Source organism: Acuticoccus yangtzensis, from assembly GCF_001927245.1.
In the GTDB taxonomy this organism is placed as follows: domain Bacteria; phylum Pseudomonadota; class Alphaproteobacteria; order Rhizobiales; family Amorphaceae; genus Acuticoccus; species Acuticoccus yangtzensis.
In genome coordinates this window covers 16758-32953 of sequence record NZ_MJUX01000011.1, presented here as the reverse complement: position 1 = coordinate 32953, position 16196 = coordinate 16758, and the positions used below count along the sequence as shown (strand labels likewise).

Annotated in this window: 16 protein-coding genes and 1 tRNA gene; 9 read left to right on the top strand and 8 right to left on the bottom strand. The window is 68.7% G+C overall.

All coding sequences use genetic code 11. The features are described 5' to 3' along the window. Positions 1-19 precede the first annotated feature (19 nt). Positions 20-520 (bottom strand): CinA family protein, encoded by a 501-nt coding sequence (locus BIX52_RS20130; protein ID WP_075222911.1) that lies wholly within the window; start codon positions 518-520, stop codon positions 20-22. Continuing rightward, positions 517-1683: a bifunctional 2-C-methyl-D-erythritol 4-phosphate cytidylyltransferase/2-C-methyl-D-erythritol 2,4-cyclodiphosphate synthase gene (locus BIX52_RS20125; protein ID WP_075222910.1), complete on the bottom strand. Its 1167-nt coding sequence runs from the start codon at positions 1681-1683 to the stop codon at positions 517-519. Before BIX52_RS20125 ends, BIX52_RS20130 begins: the two co-directional genes overlap by 4 nt. 362 nt (positions 1684-2045) lie before the next feature. On the opposite strand from BIX52_RS20125, the gene dusB reads away from it, so the two are divergent. The 4 genes from dusB to BIX52_RS20105 all read left to right on the top strand — a co-directional run bounded on the left by dusB (position 2046) and on the right by BIX52_RS20105 (position 6134). Continuing rightward, a complete protein-coding gene (dusB, locus tag BIX52_RS20120) occupies positions 2046-3059 on the top strand; it encodes a tRNA dihydrouridine synthase DusB (protein ID WP_075222909.1) in 1014 nt (337 codons plus the stop codon). Next, positions 3056-4153 (top strand): two-component system sensor histidine kinase NtrB, encoded by a 1098-nt coding sequence (locus BIX52_RS20115; protein WP_075222908.1) that lies wholly within the window; start codon positions 3056-3058, stop codon positions 4151-4153. The genes dusB and BIX52_RS20115 overlap by 4 nt, the downstream gene beginning before the upstream one ends. After that, on the top strand, positions 4150-5601 hold the full coding sequence (gene ntrC, locus BIX52_RS20110) for a nitrogen regulation protein NR(I) (RefSeq protein ID WP_075222907.1): 1452 nt from the start codon (positions 4150-4152) through the stop codon (positions 5599-5601). The genes BIX52_RS20115 and ntrC overlap by 4 nt, the downstream gene beginning before the upstream one ends. Positions 5602-5975: 374 nt before the next feature. After that, positions 5976-6134, top strand: a complete 159-nt coding sequence (locus BIX52_RS20105; RefSeq protein WP_075222906.1) for a YqaE/Pmp3 family membrane protein — start codon at positions 5976-5978, stop codon at positions 6132-6134. 64 nt (positions 6135-6198) lie between these two features. On the opposite strand, the gene BIX52_RS23320 is transcribed toward BIX52_RS20105, so the two are convergent. After that, positions 6199-6366, bottom strand: a complete 168-nt coding sequence (locus tag BIX52_RS23320; protein ID WP_157956284.1) for a hypothetical protein — start codon at positions 6364-6366, stop codon at positions 6199-6201. A gap of 206 nt (positions 6367-6572) precedes the next feature. On the opposite strand from BIX52_RS23320, the gene cysS reads away from it, so the two are divergent. Further along, entirely contained in the window at positions 6573-7928 is a 1356-nt protein-coding gene (gene cysS, locus BIX52_RS20100) for a cysteine--tRNA ligase (RefSeq protein ID WP_075222905.1), read from the top strand. A gap of 79 nt (positions 7929-8007) precedes the next feature. Here cysS and BIX52_RS20095 read toward each other — a convergent pair whose 3' ends face one another. The 3 genes from BIX52_RS20095 to BIX52_RS20085 all read right to left on the bottom strand — a co-directional run bounded on the left by BIX52_RS20095 (position 8008) and on the right by BIX52_RS20085 (position 11675). Beyond that, positions 8008-8610 (bottom strand): LOG family protein, encoded by a 603-nt coding sequence (locus tag BIX52_RS20095; protein ID WP_075222904.1) that lies wholly within the window; start codon positions 8608-8610, stop codon positions 8008-8010. Positions 8611-8697: 87 nt separating this feature from the next. After that, a complete protein-coding gene (locus tag BIX52_RS20090) occupies positions 8698-8916 on the bottom strand; it encodes a hypothetical protein (RefSeq protein WP_108676638.1) in 219 nt (72 codons plus the stop codon). A 146-nt stretch (positions 8917-9062) separates the two neighbouring features. Further along, complete coding sequence (locus BIX52_RS20085; RefSeq protein WP_075222902.1) at positions 9063-11675, bottom strand: cellulase family glycosylhydrolase; 2613 nt, start codon at positions 11673-11675, stop codon at positions 9063-9065. A gap of 262 nt (positions 11676-11937) precedes the next feature. Between BIX52_RS20085 and BIX52_RS20080 the strand changes: the two genes are divergently transcribed. Continuing rightward, positions 11938-12011, top strand: a tRNA-Cys gene (locus BIX52_RS20080). A gap of 78 nt (positions 12012-12089) precedes the next feature. On the opposite strand, the gene BIX52_RS20075 is transcribed toward BIX52_RS20080, so the two are convergent. After that, positions 12090-12596 carry an NUDIX domain-containing protein gene (locus BIX52_RS20075; RefSeq protein ID WP_245803247.1) on the bottom strand — a complete coding sequence of 169 codons (507 nt, stop codon included), beginning with the start codon at positions 12594-12596 and terminating at the stop codon, positions 12090-12092. 139 nt (positions 12597-12735) lie between these two features. Between BIX52_RS20075 and BIX52_RS20070 the strand changes: the two genes are divergently transcribed. Then, on the top strand, positions 12736-13599 hold the full coding sequence (locus BIX52_RS20070; protein WP_075222900.1) for a metallophosphoesterase family protein: 864 nt from the start codon (positions 12736-12738) through the stop codon (positions 13597-13599). 105 nt (positions 13600-13704) lie between these two features. Here the strand turns inward: BIX52_RS20070 and sciP are convergent, their stop codons facing one another. Beyond that, the gene (gene sciP / locus BIX52_RS20065) at positions 13705-13980 is read right to left on the bottom strand and encodes a CtrA inhibitor SciP (RefSeq protein ID WP_075222899.1); all 276 of its coding nucleotides are present in this window, start codon (positions 13978-13980) and stop codon (positions 13705-13707) included. 139 nt (positions 13981-14119) lie between these two features. Between sciP and mnmA the strand changes: the two genes are divergently transcribed. After that, positions 14120-15307: a tRNA 2-thiouridine(34) synthase MnmA gene (mnmA, locus tag BIX52_RS20060; RefSeq protein WP_075222898.1), complete on the top strand. Its 1188-nt coding sequence runs from the start codon at positions 14120-14122 to the stop codon at positions 15305-15307. A gap of 203 nt (positions 15308-15510) precedes the next feature. Next, positions 15511-16146, top strand: a complete 636-nt coding sequence (locus BIX52_RS20055; protein ID WP_075222897.1) for a class I SAM-dependent methyltransferase — start codon at positions 15511-15513, stop codon at positions 16144-16146. Positions 16147-16196 lie beyond the last annotated feature (50 nt).

The window sequence follows — 16196 nt, the reverse complement described above, 5'->3', positions numbered from 1 at the left end:
GGCGGCCCCGGCAACGGCCTCATTCGGGCTCGAGCAGACCGTCGAGCAATGAGAGGGCTTCGAGGATCGTCGCCTTGCGCACCTCGTCGCGGCCGATGTCGCCGAAGCGGGCTTCGCGGTGGACGGTCGCGCCCGCGGCGGCTGCGGCGAAGTGGACGAGGCCGACAGGTTTGGCGGCCGTGCCCCCGCCCGGCCCCGCGACGCCCGTGACGGCGACGGAGACGAGGCCGGGCGCGGCGCCCGCGGCCTGACGCGCCGCCTCCGCCATCGCCCGCGCCACCTCCTCGCTGACGGCGCCATGGGCCTCGATCAGCGCGGCGGGGACGCCGAGGCGGACCTTGGCCGCGTTGCTGTAGGTGATGTAGCCGCCGTCCACCACGTCCGACGAGCCGGCGATGGCGGTGAGTGCGCCGCCGATCATGCCGCCGGTGCAGGATTCGCAGGTGACGATCATCACCCCGGCCTCGCGCGCCGCGGTGAGGGTCGCCTCGGCGCGGGCTCTCACGTCGTCGTCGATCATGCCATGCTCCTCAATATGGTGGCGGTGGCGGAGGCCGCGATGCCCTCGCCGCGCCCGGTGAAGCCGAGCCTTTCGGTGGTGGTGGCCTTCACCGCCACGCGGGCGACGGGAATGCCGACGATGGCGGCGATCCTCTCGCGCATCGCCTCGCGGTGCGGGCCGATCTTGGGGCGCTCGCACATGATGGTGAGGTCGATGTGGGCGATCTCGGCCCCGGCGGCGCGCGCCCGGTCGGCAGCGAAGGCGAGGAACCGGTCGGACGCCGCGCCCTTCCATTGCGGGTCGCTGGGCGGGAAGTGGCTGCCGATGTCGCCGTCCGCCAGCGCACCGAACAACGCATCGGTGATGGCGTGGAGGGCGACGTCGGCGTCCGAATGACCGTCCAGCCGCTCGGGAAAGTCGATGGTGAGGCCGCCGATGATGATCGGCCCGCCCGGCACCAGGCGGTGGACGTCGAAGCCCTGGCCGACGGCGGGAACGCGGGGAAGGGCCGCGCGCGCCTCGGCGAGGTCGTCCGCGGTGGTGATCTTGGCGTTGGCGCGTTCGCCGTCGACGGTGGTCACATGGCCTCCCATGGCTTCGATCAGGCTGGCATCGTCGGTGGCGCCGCTGACCCCGGAGCCGCTGACCCCGGCGGAGTGGGCCGCGGCGAGGGGGGCGAGGCGGAAGCCCTGCGGCGTCTGCGCCTGGACGAGGCCGGTGCGGTCCACCGTCGCCGTGACGCGGGTGCCGTCGACCCGCTTCAGCGTGTCGGCGACGGGGATGGCGGGGATCACAGCGTCGGCGGTCTCAAGAGCGTCAGCCACGCGGCCTATCAGCGCGGCGGAGACGAAGGGGCGCGCCGCGTCGTGGACCATAACGGCGTGCGGCGCGTCATCCCCGGCGAGGGCTCCGAGGCCGGCCGCAACCGAGGCCTGGCGCGTGTCGCCGCCGGTGACGAGGGTGACGGTGCGCGGCCTGTCGGCGAGCGCGTCCGCCACGCGCTCCTCATCCCCTTCGGCGATGACGATGACGACGTTGCGGATCGCCGGGTGGGCCAGGAAGGCGTCGGCGGAGCGGGCGAGGACGGTTCGCGGGCCGAGGCGGAGAAACTGCTTCGGCAGCGGTCCGCCGAGCCGGGTGCCGCGTCCGGCGGCGACGATGATGGCGTCGATCAAGGTCATCGGTCAGGCTCGGGTGGGTGCGAAAAGGCGATCATGCGGCCGTCTTAGCCCGCCGGGCGGGCAGGCGCCACGGCGTTCGCCGCCGTGCTCCGCCGCACCACGTTCGCCCGGTCGGACGCACAGCGGCAAGGCGCACGGATTGCGCGCGGGACAGGGATATGCGGGTGCGGCTCTGGCGCTCCGCCGCCTTTGCGGGCATAGGAGCCGCAACCTATCGTGCCCGCTTTTCGCATGGTCTGCCGGTCCTTTGCGCACTGCCCACGAAACAGGTTTTCCCCTCAAGGGCTCAACACGCTCTTGCCAACTTTGGTGTCATGGTCAAAAGATGAGCACCAATAGGCCTTAGAGGTGCCCCGCTGAACATGCATGAGATTGCCGTAGGCAATGTCGAACTTTCCGGACGTGCGATCCTGGCGCCGATGTCGGGCGTCAGCGATTGGCCGTTCCGCCAATTGGCCGCGCGCTTTGGCGCGGGACTCGTCGTCAGCGAAATGGTGGCGAGCGACCGCCTCGTCGCCGCCGAAGCGGAGACGCGGCTGAAGCTCGAAGGGGCCGGCCTCGCGGTCCACTGCGTCCAGCTCGCCGGATGCCGTCCGGGTGACCTCGCCGAGGCCGCGAAGATCGCCGAGGCCGCGGGCGCCGACATCATCGACATCAACATGGGCTGTCCCGCCAAGCGGGTCGTCGGCGGCTGGGCGGGCTCGGCGCTGATGCGCGACCCTGTGCACGCGGCCGGCCTCGTCGCAGCCACCGTGGCCGCGGTGAGGGTGCCCGTCACCGTGAAGATGCGTCTCGGCTTCGACCGCGCCACCCTCAATGCGCCCGAACTCGCCCGACGCGCGGTGGACGCTGGCGCCGCCGCGATCACCGTCCACGGGCGCACCCGCTGCCAGCGCTATAGCGGCACCGCGGACTGGGCGGCGATCCGCGCCACGCGCGATGCCGTCACCGTGCCGCTGACGGCCAACGGCGACATCGTCGACACCGGCACCGCCCGCGCCGCGCTGGCGGCGAGCGGGGCCGACGCGGTGATGATCGGCCGCGCCGCGCTCGGCGCACCGTGGCTCGCCGGTGTCGTCGCCGCCGACCTTGCCGGGCGGCCCCGTCCCGCGGTGCCCGCCACCCCGGCCGCCATCGGCGCACTCGCCCGCGAGCATGCAGAGATGCTCCTCTCCCACGCCGGGGCCGAGATCGGCCTGCGCCTGATGCGCAAGCACACCGCGGCCTATGCGGACCACGTCATCGCCCCGACCACATTGCGCAGAGCCGCACTCACCGCGGAGGATCCAGCCATGGCGCTCCTCGCCATCGACCACCTCTTCGCCGCGGCGGACGGCCTCGCGGGCGACGCTGCCGACCTGAAGGCCGCGGCATGACCGCCGCCGCCCGCCGCATCACCCCCGCGGCCATCCTGAATGCGCTGCCCCACGCCATCGTGGTGCTGGGGCCGGACGACGAGATCGTTTCCGCCAACGACGCCGCCGAGGCCTTCTTCGGCGCCTCGCTGGCGCACCTGCAGAAGAAGCCGCTGGACCGGTTCGTGCCGTTCGGCAGCCCGCTTCTGTCGTTGCCGGCCAAGGTGCGGCAGGCGGGGGCGGGGCTGGTGGAATATCGCGTCGACCTCTCCTCGCCGCGCCTCGGCCAGGGGCAGGTGGTGGACATCCACGCCCTGCCGCTGCCGGAAGACCCGCAGATGGTGGTGCTGACCCTCGACCGCCCGTCCATGGCCGACAAGATCGACCGGGCGCTGACCTCGCGCGCCGCCGCCCGCTCCGTCACCGGCCTCGCCGCGATGCTGGCGCACGAGATCCGCAACCCGCTCTCCGGCATCCGCGGTGCGGCGCAGCTCATCGAGCCGTCGCTGGCCGAGGACGACCGGGCGCTGGCCCGGCTCATCATGTCCGAGACGGACCGGGTGGTGAAGCTCGTCGACCGCATGGAAGTGTTCGGCGACGCGCGCCCGGTGAAGCGCGAGCCGGTCAACATTCACACCGTGCTCGACCATGTGGAGCGCCTCGCCTCGTCCGGCTTCGCGAGCCGGCTGGAGATCCGCAAGGCGTACGACCCGTCGCTGCCGCCGGTCCACGCCAACCACGACCAGCTCATCCAGGTCTTCCTCAACCTCGTGAAGAATGCGGCCGAGGCGCTGTCCGATCAGGACGGCGGTATCATCACGCTGACGACCGCCTTCCGGCCGGGCATGCGCGTCGCCGCGCCAGGCTCGCCGCACAAGGTCTCGTTGCCGCTGGAATTTTGCGTGAAGGACAACGGGCCGGGCGTGCCGGAAGACCTCGTCCCGCATCTCTTCGAGCCGTTCGTGACCACCAAGACGAACGGCACGGGCCTTGGCCTTGCGCTCGTCGCCAAGATCGTCGGCGACCATGGCGGCGTGATCGAAATCGACTCCAATGCCGGGACAACGGTGCGCATCCTGATGCCCGCCTTTGAAGGAAGTGAGAGACAAGACTGATGAGTGGTACGATCCTGGTCGCCGATGACGACGGGGCGATCCGCACCGTTCTCAACCAAGCTCTGTCACGAGCCGGGTATGATGTCCGTTGCACGTCGAACGCTGCCACCTTGTGGAACTGGATCGACCAGGGCGATGGCGATCTCGTCATCACCGACGTCATCATGCCGGACGAGAACGCCTTCGAGCTTCTGCCGCGCGTGAAGAAGCGGCGGCCCGATCTTCCGGTGGTGGTGATCTCGGCCCAGAACACCTTCATGACGGCGATCCGCGCGTCCGAGCGCGGCGCTTACGAATATCTGCCGAAGCCCTTCGACCTGAAGGAGCTGATCAACGTCGTCGGCCGCGCCCTCAACGAGCCGCGCGGACGCCCGGCCGAGCGGGTGCACCAGTCCGACGGCGAGCCGATGCCGCTGGTCGGCCGCTCCGCCGCGATGCAGGACATCTACCGCGTCCTCGCAAGGCTGATGCAGACCGACCTCACGGTTCTCATCCACGGCGAATCCGGCACCGGCAAGGAGCTTGTCGCCCGCGCGCTTCACGACTACGGCAAGCGCCGTAAGGGGCCGTTCGTGGCGATCAACATGGCCGCGATCCCCAAAGAGCTGATCGAGGCGGAGCTGTTCGGTTACGAGAAGGGCGCCTTCACCGGCGCCACCAGCCGCCACGCCGGCCGGTTCGAGCAAGCCGAGGGCGGAACGCTCTTCCTCGACGAGATCGGCGACATGCCGATGGAGGCGCAGACCCGTCTCCTGCGCGTGCTGCAGGAGGGGGAATATACCACCGTCGGCGGGCGGGCGCCGATCCGCACCAACGTGCGCATTGTGGCGGCCACCAACCGCGACCTGCGCCAGTGGATCAGCCAGGGCCTGTTCCGCGAGGACCTTTATTTCCGTCTCAACGTGGTTCCGCTGCGCCTGCCGCCTTTGCGCGAGCGCAAGGAGGACATCGCCGATCTGACGCGCCACTTCTTCACCCAGTGCGAGGCGGAGGGGCTGCCGGCGAAACGGCTGGACCATGACGCGGTGGCCGCGCTTCAGGCGCACCGCTGGTCGGGCAACGTGCGCGAGTTGGAAAATCTCGTCCGCCGCCTCGCGGCGCTCTATCCGGAAGACGTGATCACGCGCGCCCACATCGAGCATGAGCTGGACGACCAGTCGGCGGCGCCGCAGCCGGCGGGGGCGGGCGGTCCGGCCCAGGCGGAAACGCTGCAGGAGTCGGTGGAGCGGCACCTGAACGATTATTTCGCCGAGTTCGGTGCATCGCTGCCGCCGCCGGGGCTCTATCACCGCATCATGCGCGATGTGGAATATCCGCTGGTGTCGGCGGCCCTGGCGGCTACGCGCGGCAATCAGATCAAGGCGGCGGAGCTTCTGGGCGTCAACCGCAACACGCTGCGCAAGAAGATCCGCGACTTGGACGTCCGGATGATCCGCCCCGTCCGCTGAGGCGGGCGGCCCCGTCTGGGCGGGGTCGCGCTATTGGGGTTCGGCTGAAGGGCAGGGCATCGAGCCCGCTCGGCCAGGTGGCTGCGGCGGGGGATGCGTCAACGCGGACGCGGCCCCCCGGGAGGCTCGGCGGCTCACTGAGCTGCTGCGCGTGAACCACGCGGAGCGCCCCGCCTCCCGCCTAGCGCCCCGCCATGCGCCTAGCGCCTGCCGCCCGCGCAGCGCCCCGCGGCACGTGTCATGGCCGGTAATCCGGCTCGCCGTTCATGGTGCAATGCATTTCGATTGCACCAGATATGCGCAAGGAGCGCGTTCGCATCGAACTTTTTCGCGACTGGATCGTTCTTCTGCCAGAGACTGACAGGAGAGCAATCATGGACGTCGTCCGCGTACTTCTTTCGATTTTGCTGCCGCCCCTGGGTGTTTTTCTCCAGGTCGGCCTGGGCCTTCAATTTTGGCTCAACATTCTTCTGACGTTGCTTGGCTATATCCCCGGCATCATCCACGCGGTGTGGATCATCGCCCGGCGCTAAGCTGTCTGCCCGGTGTCGCGTTCGGGGCCGATCCACGGCCCCGAGACACGGGGCTTACGCTTCATCAGCCCGGAAAGGCGTCGTGCTCGACGACATCGCATCCGATATCGCCGACCACGCAGCGGCTGGTCGATAGATGGGACTGCGCGTTGCTGACGGCCAGAAACACCGGGCCCACGATCATCACAGTCAGAACGAAGAGCGCCGCCATGGCGCCGACCGTCTTCCCCATCGGCCTCACCCCTTCAACTTAGAATTACTCAATCTCACTCGTGCATGCAGAGCGTGTAGAGCGTTGATTCGGGTGTACGCGCGAATGGCGGGTGCTGCAATCCCAACACCTTCAATATAGGCATGCGCACGGATTTGGCGTCGGATTTTAGCGGCTCCGTTAATCCCGGTGCTTGCGAAAGGTCCGCCGGCGGGATACCCGGCGGCATGATCGAGATTGCCCTCTACGACACACGTTCGCGCCGCAAAGCCCCCTTCGTCCCGCGGGAGGCTGACAACGTGCGGCTCTACGTCTGCGGGCCCACCGTTTACGACTTCGCCCATATCGGAAATCTGCGGCCGATCCTGGTGTTCGACGTGCTGTTCAGGCTGTTGCGGTCCGCTTACGGCGAGGACGCGGTCACCTATGTGCGCAACGTGACCGACGTGGACGACAAGATCAACGCCCGTGCGGCGGAGCGGGGCATCTCCATCCGCGACCTGACGGAAGCGACGCTGGCCGACTTCCACGCCGACATCGAGGCGGTGGGGTGCCTGCCGCCCACCGTGGAGCCGCGCGCGACCGACAATATCGGCGAGATGAAGAGGCTGATCGAGGCGCTGGTAAAGCGCGGCCACGCCTATGTGGCGGACGGGCACGTCCTCTTCTCGGTCGGCTCCTTCGCGGGGTACGGCCAGCTTTCCAAGCGGTCGCTGGACGAGATGCTGGCGGGCGCGCGGGTCGACATCGCGCCCTATAAGCGCGACGCGATGGACTTCGTGTTGTGGAAGCCCTCGGCGGAGGGCGAGCCGGGGTGGGAGAGCCCCGCCGGGATCGCCGTGCCGGGGCGTCCGGGATGGCACATCGAGTGTTCGGCGATGGCGCATCGCTATCTCGGCGAGGCGTTCGACATCCACGGCGGCGGCATCGACCTCGCCTTTCCGCACCACGAGAACGAGCGCGCGCAAACGTGCTGTGCCTTCGGCCACGACGAGATGGCGACGGTGTGGATGCACAACGGCTTCCTCCAGGTGGAGGGGCGCAAGATGGCGAAATCCGAGGGCAACTTCATCACCATCCGCGAGGCTTTGAGCGGTGCGGACGGTGACACGCTGCGCCTCGCGATGCTGATGACGCAGTACCGCCAGCCGATCGACTGGACCGCGCGGCGGCTGGACGAGGCGCGGGCGATGCTGCGTGCATGGACCGGTGCGCAGAGCGCCGAGGGCGAGCCGGATGCCGCGGTGGTGGCGGCTCTGGCGGACGATCTGAACACGCCTCTCGCCATCGCGCGGCTGGGCGAAATGGCGCGCACCTCTGCGCCCGGCCTTGCCGCCAGTGCGGCGCTCATGGGCATCGACCTTGGGCGTGTGCGGGCGCGGGAGGAGCGCGACGAGGCGCAGAAGGCGGCGGGCCTGTCCCTCGACGTCGATGCGCTGCTGGCCGAACGCCTCGCCGCGCGCGCCGCGAAGGATTTCACCCGCGCTGACGCCATCCGCGATCAGCTCGCCGCCGAAGGCATCGTCCTGAAGGACGGCAAAGGGCCGGACGGCGCGCCGACGACCACATGGTCGTTCGGCTGACACGGCCTGCCGGCCGATCAGGATCGTTCGGCTGACACGGCCGGGTCGTCCGCTGCTCGCCGACCGTTTCTCGGGCGCTTCAGAGCCGGCGGAGCATCGCCTCCTGGGGGGTGCGCTCCGCCGCCAGCGCCCTCTGCCGCTCGATGAGGATGGGCACCACGTCGGCGATCTCGTCCGCCACGTCGTAGGAGACGTCCCAGCCGGGGCGGATGAAGCCGGCATCCAGCATGTGGGTGATGAGCGCGTTGAGCGGAGCCCAAAAGTCCGCCACATTGGCGAGAACGATGGGCTTTTCGTGCCGCCCGAGCTGCGACCAGGTCATCATCTCGACGACCTCTTCCAGCGTGCCGATGCCGCCGGGAAGAGCGACGAACCCGTCCGCGCGCTCGAACATGAGGCGTTTGCGCTCGTGCATGTCCTCGGTGATGATGAGCTCGCTCACCTCGGTCAGCATCACTTCCCGGTCGTGCAGGAAGCGCGGGATGATGCCGACCACATGGCCGCCTTCCTGAAGCACCTTATGGGCGATCCGTCCCATCAGGCCGAGTGAACCACCGCCATAGACGAGGGTGATCGAGGCGCGCGCGAGGGCGGTCCCGAGCTCGTCCGCCGCGGCGGCGAAGCGCGGGTCGTGCCCCGTGGCAGACCCGCAATAGACACAGACGCTTTTCATTCCGTTCATGGCGCCAAAGCTACCACGGAGATCGGCGCCGCGCGACGAAATCGTTCGGCGCCTCAAAGGGGTGCACCTGCGCGCTACCGTGCGGCCTCAGTTGGCCGGCTGGACGGCGTCGGCGGCCGCATCGGCGGCGTCACCGGCCGCGTCGGCGGCATCGTCCGCAGCATCCGCCGCATTGTCGGCGGCGTTGTCGATCGCCTCGCCGGACTGCTCCATCGGCGTCTCGTCGAAGTAGCCGAGGGTGTAGGCGCCTCCGGCCGCGATCAAGGCCACGATGATGATGGTGATGATCGTATTGGTCGTGTTCATCGAGCGCTCCAAGCGTTCGGACCAGCGGCCGGCGGGTCCCGGTTCGGGGTCCCGGCCTGTGGTCATGGGATGGTCTTCGGCGGGCCGCTGCCCGCCGTCCCCACACAACGCATGGTGCGCCTATCCGTTCATCAGATATTGCGCGATTATTGAACAACCAGCGCGAAGTCGGCTCCGGAAATGATCTGGTTCAGCAGGATTTCGCCGGCCGTGGAGATGAACCCGAAATGGATCGCCTCGCCGGGCGCGATGGTGCCGTTCCACGCCTCGTTCTGCAGCGTCACGCGGTCACCGACGTCCGAGACCACGCCCGCGTCCCAGATTTCGGCGATGTCGAAGGGCAGATCCATGGCGAGCGACCAGGCGCTGACGGGCTGGTCGGAGATGTTCTTCAGGATGACGTTGAAGAGCGCGCCGCTGCCCCAGTCCTTCTCGAGGATCAGGTCGATGGTGAGCTGCGTCTCGGCCGTGGGCGATGCGCCTGAGGCGGTGGCGACCGGCCCCGGATCGGCCATGCGCGCGGTCGCCTGCCCGTCGCGGATGGCGGCGCCGTCGGCGGCGGTCAGCTCCAGGGTGAAGCGGCGGCCCGTCTCTGCGTCCACCGGCACCTCCAGGATCGCCTCGCGGCTGCCGGCCGGGATCACGGCCGAACCCGGCGCATAGGACCCGTCCTCGGCCCGAATGCGGAAGTCGAAGTCGATGTCGCGGTCGGTCGGGGCGGAGAGGACGATGCGGAACTGGGCATGGTCGGCGCCCTCGGCGAAGACGGTGCCTGCGACATCCAGCGTCGGAAGAGCCGGCCTGCGACTGGCGGTGCGGTCACCGGCGGCGCCGTCCTCGGTGATCACGGCGGTGCCGGACGCCTGCGAGCCACTGCCTGCGCCGAGAACCAGGTAGAAGAACTCGTCGCCCTCGGGATCGACGTCGGGCAGGATCGGCACGTTGATGGTGGCGTCCATTGTACCGGCGGTGAAGATGACGCTGCCGGCGACGGGGACATAGTCCTTGCCCGCCTCGGCGGTCCCGTCGGTCGTGGCATATTTGATCAGGATGTCGCTTTGCGCCGGCGCATCCAGCGAGACCACGAAGGTCGCGTCGGTGGACGAGGCGGAGGCGTCGAGGGCGATGGCGGGCCGCGTCTCGTCCAGAAAGGGATCGAGGACGGTGAGCACCTCCGGGCGCACGGTGGTCCAATCATCGGCGAAGAGGCCGCCGGTGTCGCCGGAGTTGGGGTTGAGCGACCACCAGAACCAGGGCGTCCCGAGGTCGCGCATATAGTCCGCGAGCTCACCGGCCCAGGCGCGGTCGGCTGCGGTGGCGAGGAAGCTGCCCCACTCGCCGACGAGAACCGGCGCGATCCCCTCTTTGACGATGTAGCCCCAGTTCTTGTCCCAGACCTCGGGAAGGCTGCGCCCGTCGCTGAACCAGGGCTGGTTGAAGACCGACGGCGGATAGTCGTGGATCGAGTAGACGAGCTTGGACGGGTCGGCGAGGCGCACCGGGTGATCGGCCACGCCCTGCAGGTTGCCGCCCCACCAATAGGGGTCGCCCTCGTAGACGGAGACGCCTTCGACGACGATCAGCCAGTCCGGCGCGGCCTGAAGCACGGCGTTACCGATGCGGCCTGCGGCGGCGCCCCAGTCGGTCGCCGAGCCGTCGCCCCAGGTGGCCATGTGCGGCTCGTTCATCAGGTCCGCGCCGATCACCGCGGGCTTGTCGCCGTAGCGGGCCGCCATCGTCTGCCACTCGCGGATGACGTCGGCCTCGGTGCGTCCGTCGCCGTACCATAGGCCGTTGTCGTTCGGCCCGCCGCCCGGTTTGCCTCGGTGATAGTCGAGCAGGATCTTCAGCCCGATGGTGTCGGCGTAGTCGACGATGCGGTCGAGGATCTCCATCCCCGTCAGGCCGGCGAGGTCGGGGTTGAAGCCGAGGTCGACGCCGGACACGTTGGCGCCGCCTGTCGCCACGAAATCGCCCGAGAAGGGGATGCGGATGGTGTTGAAGCCGAGCGACTTCATGTCGTCCATCATGTCGCGCCAGTTGCGCGCCCACAGGCCGTGCGCCACGGCGATCTCGGTCTCGAAGCCGAACCAGTTGATGCCGTTGATCTCGGCCCGTGCGCCGGTGGAATCGACGATGTGGGCACCGTCGGCGGAGAACGGGCCGGGCGGGAAGGCCTCGAGGTCGATGGCCGGTCCCTGCGGCTCGACCACGGTGGGGGACGACACCGAAAGGGTGAAGGCGGGGCCGCCGCCGCCGTCCTGCGCGGGGGCAGCGGGGGCGGGCTGCGGCGTCGGCGATCCGGCGGGCTGTGCGGGGCTGGCCTGGTCGGCGCGCGGGGGCACGGCGCCCGGCGTCGGGATCGGCCCGTCGGACACGGGGGGGAGGGGAATGCCGTCCGCCGTCACCGGGCCTTGCGTATCCGTCGCGGTGGCCTCTGCGACGTCCGCGGCGAGGTTCATCTCGGCGCCGAGCAGGCGGAAATCGCCGCTCCCGTCGATCTGCATGCCGAACTCGATGCTGGTGCCGGCGCGGATCTGCTCGTTGTAGTCCGCCGCGGCCAGGCGGTAATGCGTCCCCTCGCGCGAGACGACGACGGCATTCCAGATATTCACGATCGTTCCCCCGGCGTCCACGTCCACCTGCCAGCCGTTGATGGGGCGGGTGACGGAGACCGTCACGTCGATCACCGAGCCGGTCTGCCAATCTTCGCGGATCGTCGGGCTGAGGCGGGCCTCGGCGGAGACCAGATCGGTCATGGTTGTGACCCTCGTCGAGAATTGTGGCCGCGTGCCGCTAGAACCCGGCTCGCCGAGAGGTAGCGCGCGCCACGTGTGGGGAAAAGCACTTTAAAGGTGAACTCAAAGCCCTGTCAGAGGTCCTGCATCGACGCTGCTCCTCGTTTGCGGCAGCTTGTGGACCAAGGGTGCATGGGCTAATTCAAATCGACGTCAGGCTTGTGGTTCGCGCGGCTTTGGCGTATGCGACCCCTCAGCGGCAGCCGGTGTGCTGCCGTCCTGAGGCGACGTGGCGGAGTGGTTACGCAGCGGACTGCAAATCCGTGTACGCCGGTTCGATTCCGGCCGTCGCCTCCACCTCTTCCGATCTTCCCTGGCTTGATGTCGTATCGCGGGTGTGTCCAGCCGGTGGCTGATCAGCCATACCGCGCGTGCCTACCAGTCGGTGCGCGACGGAACCCCCTCGTAGGCCTCGGCGAGACGGCGGCGGGTGGGCTCGGTCGTCCCCTCCGGCAGGTCGTTGATCGGCGCCGTGATCACCTCGGCGATCTCGATGGCCTGGGGGCGCAGCGCCGCCTCGCTCAGGTGATCGCTCACGTGAGCGGTGAAGGTCACCACGTGGTCGCGGTTCGAGTAGCTGCGATTGAAGTGAACGCCGACGAGGGATAGCGGGGCGTCGACCTGGTATCCTGTTTCCTCACGGCATTCGCGCACGGCGGCTTCGGCGGCGGTTTCGCCCACGTCGACTCCGCCGCCCGGAATGTGCCAGCCGCCTGTATAAGTGTGCCGGACCAGCAGGATATTGTCAGCCGGATCGCGAACGATAAGTCGAACACCAAGGCTCACAGGCGGTTTGATCAGGGCGGCGACACGCCACCGCAGCGCACGAGAAAGACCCAAATTGTCCCCCAGTTCCCAGCAAAAAATATCCGAATCGATCAATGAATAAGAATGAATTTATAAGCCGATCCGCCCAAGTCACCCCCCGGGGCAGAAAGTTCACCAAACGGACGGGGTCGCGGTGGGGCCGCGTCGATCACGGCATGGGTGCGGCGTCGCGAGGCGCCGTGCAAGGACGATCATGCGCATAAGACTGGCTCACCTGTCCGATCCGCACCTCAGCCCCTTTCCGAAGCCGAGTGTGGGGGAGCTCCTGTCCAAGCGGGCCTTCGGGTACGCGAACTGGGTAAAAAACCGCAAGGCCGCGCTCGGCCAAGACGTGCTCGAGCGGCTGCTTGCCGACATGCGCGCCCAAAATCCCAGCCATTATTGCGTGACCGGCGATCTCGTGAACGTCGCGACCGATGCGGAGGTGCAGGCGGCGCGGGCGTGGCTGGACCGGCTGGGGCCGCCGCAGCGGGTCAGCGTCATTCTGGGCAATCACGACGCCTATGTGCCGGGCGCGGCGGGGCGGGCGGTGCAGGCTTACGGGCCCTACATTCCGGGCGGCCAGTTTCCGTTCGCGCGGCGGCTTGGGGCGGTGGCGCTCATCGGCGTCTCGACCGCCGTGGCAACGCCGCCTTTGATGGCCTGCGGGCGGGTGGGGGAGGCGCAGCTCGGCAGTCTCGCCGCGCTGCTCGACCGGCACGACGACGCCTTCAAGGTGGTGATGATCCATCATCCGCCGGACAGCGATCTGGCGTCCGGACGACGCGGCCTCACGGACGTGAAGGCGGTGCGCGAGGTGCTGGCTGCGGGATGTGCCGACCTGGTGCTTCACGGCCACACCCACAAGCCGTCTCTGACCCATATCGAGACGCCACGCGGCCGGGCCGCCGTGGTGGGTGTGCCGTCCGCGTCGTCGGACGGATCGCACCATCCGCCGGGGGCGTGGGCGATGATCGACATCGACACCGACCAGCGCAGCGTTCACCTGACGCGCCGCGGTATCGGCCGGGACGGGACGACCGTGCGCGCCCTTGAGACGGTGGAGATTTCCGCCTGACGGGCGCGTCCGTTTCCGGCGCATAGAGGCAGGCACAAAAAAGGGCCGCGATCCGGCCCTCCTTTGTTCGGCCAGCCCGTGAGGTCCGGCCCATGTGTCACGCGCTCAGGCGCGGTATTGCTGCACCTTGGTGGCCCGCAAGCCGGCCAGACCGTGACGGTCGATCAGCGCATTCCATGACAGGAATTCCTCGACCGTCAGGGTGTAGCGCTCGCACGCCTCGTCCATGGACAACAGGCCGCCGCGGACCGCCGCGACGACCTCGGCCTTGCGGCGGATCACCCAGCGCTTGGTGTCCTTGGGGGGAAGGTCCGCCAAGGTGAGGGGGGTGCCATCGGGGCCGATGACATAACGGTAACGCGGCTGTGGATACTCAGACATGACGCCTCGACATACGCCCAACTTCTTGTTCTCACGATAAGCCGCGACTCAGATTAACGCGAAGCTAATGTGGCGGCGCGGCCTGCCGCGTTGCAGACACGTTGCCCTCAGAGCGGTTTGTTATTAGCTAACGGTCGTGATGCATTCGTCCGTATCGACCAATTCACTGGGCCTTCCCGGCCGACCCGAGGACCACCGCGTGGTCGTCGCGATGTCGGGCGGAGTCGATTCGTCCGTTGTCGCGGGACTTCTCGCGCGTGAAGGATTCGACGTCGTCGGGATGACGCTCCAACTCTACGACCATGGCGCCGCCACCCAGAAGAAGGGGGCGTGCTGCGCGGGGTCCGACATTCACGATGCGCGCGTCGTCGCCGAGCGCATCGGCATCGCCCATTATGTGCTCGACTATGAGAGCCGGTTTCAGGAGGGCGTGATCGCCGCCTTCGCCGACGCCTATGCGCGCGGCGAGACGCCGGTCCCCTGCATCGCCTGCAATCAGACGGTCAAGTTCACCGACCTTCTGGCCGCGGCGCAGACGCTGGGCGCCTCGGCGCTGGCGACCGGGCATTATGTGGCGAGCCGGGTGGAGCGCGGCCGGCGCCGCCTGTTCCGCCCGTTCGACGCCCAGCGCGACCAGAGCTACTTCCTCTTCGCCACCACGGCCGAGCAGCTCGACTATGTGCGCTTCCCCCTCGGCGACATGCCGAAGGACCGTGTGCGCGAGCTTGCGTCCGAGATGGGCCTCGTCGTCGCCGACAAGCCGGACAGCCAGGACATCTGCTTCGTCCCCAACGGGTCCTATTCGCGCATCGTCGCGGCGATGCGGCCGGACGCGACCTCAGAGGGCGCGATCCGCCATATCGACGGCCGCGTGCTGGGCACCCACGCCGGCGTGATCGGCTACACGGTGGGCCAGCGGCGCGGCCTCAACATCGCCGTGGGCGAACCGCTCTTCGTGGTGCGGATCGACGCCGAGGCGAACGAGATCATCGTCGGCCCGCGCGAGGCGCTGAAGACCCGCGCCATCACTCTGCGTGACACCAATTGGTTGGGCGACCCCATGGACCTCGGCGACGAGGTGCCCATCTACGCCCGCGTACGCTCGACGCGTCCGCCCCGTCCGGGGCTGGTGCGCCGGACGGTGGAGGGGCTCGTTGTGGAACTCGCCGATGGTGAAGAGGGTGTGGCGCCGGGCCAGGCGTGCGTGCTCTACGCCTCCGATGCGCCGCGGGCCGAAATCCTCGGCGGCGGCTTCATCTGCCGCACACGGGCCGAGGCGGGCGCCGCGCCTGCCGAGGCAGGACAGACGGTGCCTGCGGGTGCGTGACGCGAGGGCGCTCGCGGGCGCATAGGAAGGCGCTGGCGGGCGCATATGCAGGCGCTGGCTGGCGGCCTTCGAGAGGCGCCGGCCGCCGCGGAGAAGATGTGCCGGCGGGCGCGTGAAACGGGGCCGTCGTCTGCGGCGGCCGAAATCAGACCCCCGTGTCCGCGGGCCCGTGACGGGGCGGACACAAGACGATCAGGACACGGATGACGACCTCCACCAACCGCTCCGTCGAGGGCCGCGACGTCAAGACGGCGTATGCGCGCTGGGCGCCGATCTACGAATTCATCGCCACGCCAACCGTGCCGGCGCGCAAGATCGCCGCCAAGCGCGTGAATGCGATCGGCGGCCGCTTCCTCGAGGCGGGGGTCGGCTCCGGCTCCGCGCTGCCGCTCTACGGCGACAACGTCGATCTCGTCGGCGTGGACCTGTCGCACGACATGCTGAAGATCGCCCGAGGCCGTGTGGACGCGGGGCTGAAGAACGTCGAGGCCATCCTGGAGATGGACCTCATGAATCTCGCCTTCGCCGACGCCTCGTTCGATGGCGTGGTGTGCATGTTCACCATCACCGCCGTGCCGGATGCGGCGCAGGTGATGCGCGAGTTCGCGCGTGTGGTGAAGCCGGGCGGCATCGTGATGATCGCCAGCCACTTCGAGGCAGATAAAGGCCCCTGGCAGGTGACGGACCGCGTTCTGACGCCGTTTGCGAAGCGTCTGGGCTGGAACCCGTCGATGCCGATCGACGGTGTGATGGAGACGCCCGGCCTCGTTCTGGAGAGCCGCGAGGAGCTGCCGCCGGTGGGTCTGATCACGCTGTTGAACTTCCGCCGGACGGCGTAATTTTCCCCGCCCGGGCGCTTGACTTTCGGCCCGTCTGAGGCGATTTAGCC

Bases quoted from the DNA above. Each gene is read 5' to 3' on its own strand.
- BIX52_RS20125 (WP_075222910.1), bottom strand. From the start codon at position 1,683: ATGACCTTGATCGACGCCATCATCGTCGCCGCCGGACGCGGCACCCGG.
- BIX52_RS20115 (WP_075222908.1), top strand. From the start codon at position 3,056: ATGACCGCCGCCGCCCGCCGCATCACCCCCGCGGCCATCCTGAATGCG.
- BIX52_RS20085 (WP_075222902.1), bottom strand. From the start codon at position 11,675: ATGACCGATCTGGTCTCCGCCGAGGCCCGCCTCAGCCCGACGATCCGC.
- BIX52_RS20070 (WP_075222900.1), top strand. From the start codon at position 12,736: ATGCGCATAAGACTGGCTCACCTGTCCGATCCGCACCTCAGCCCCTTT.
- BIX52_RS20055 (WP_075222897.1), top strand. From the start codon at position 15,511: ATGACGACCTCCACCAACCGCTCCGTCGAGGGCCGCGACGTCAAGACG.
- BIX52_RS20095 (WP_075222904.1), bottom strand. From the start codon at position 8,610: ATGAACGGAATGAAAAGCGTCTGTGTCTATTGCGGGTCTGCCACGGGG.
- BIX52_RS20130 (WP_075222911.1), bottom strand. From the start codon at position 520: ATGATCGACGACGACGTGAGAGCCCGCGCCGAGGCGACCCTCACCGCG.
- sciP (WP_075222899.1), bottom strand. From the start codon at position 13,980: ATGTCTGAGTATCCACAGCCGCGTTACCGTTATGTCATCGGCCCCGAT.
- BIX52_RS20090 (WP_108676638.1), bottom strand. From the start codon at position 8,916: ATGAACACGACCAATACGATCATCACCATCATCATCGTGGCCTTGATC.
- mnmA (WP_075222898.1), top strand. From the start codon at position 14,120: ATGCATTCGTCCGTATCGACCAATTCACTGGGCCTTCCCGGCCGACCC.
- cysS (WP_075222905.1), top strand. From the start codon at position 6,573: ATGATCGAGATTGCCCTCTACGACACACGTTCGCGCCGCAAAGCCCCC.
- dusB (WP_075222909.1), top strand. From the start codon at position 2,046: ATGCATGAGATTGCCGTAGGCAATGTCGAACTTTCCGGACGTGCGATC.
- BIX52_RS20105 (WP_075222906.1), top strand. From the start codon at position 5,976: ATGGACGTCGTCCGCGTACTTCTTTCGATTTTGCTGCCGCCCCTGGGT.
- BIX52_RS23320 (WP_157956284.1), bottom strand. From the start codon at position 6,366: ATGGGGAAGACGGTCGGCGCCATGGCGGCGCTCTTCGTTCTGACTGTG.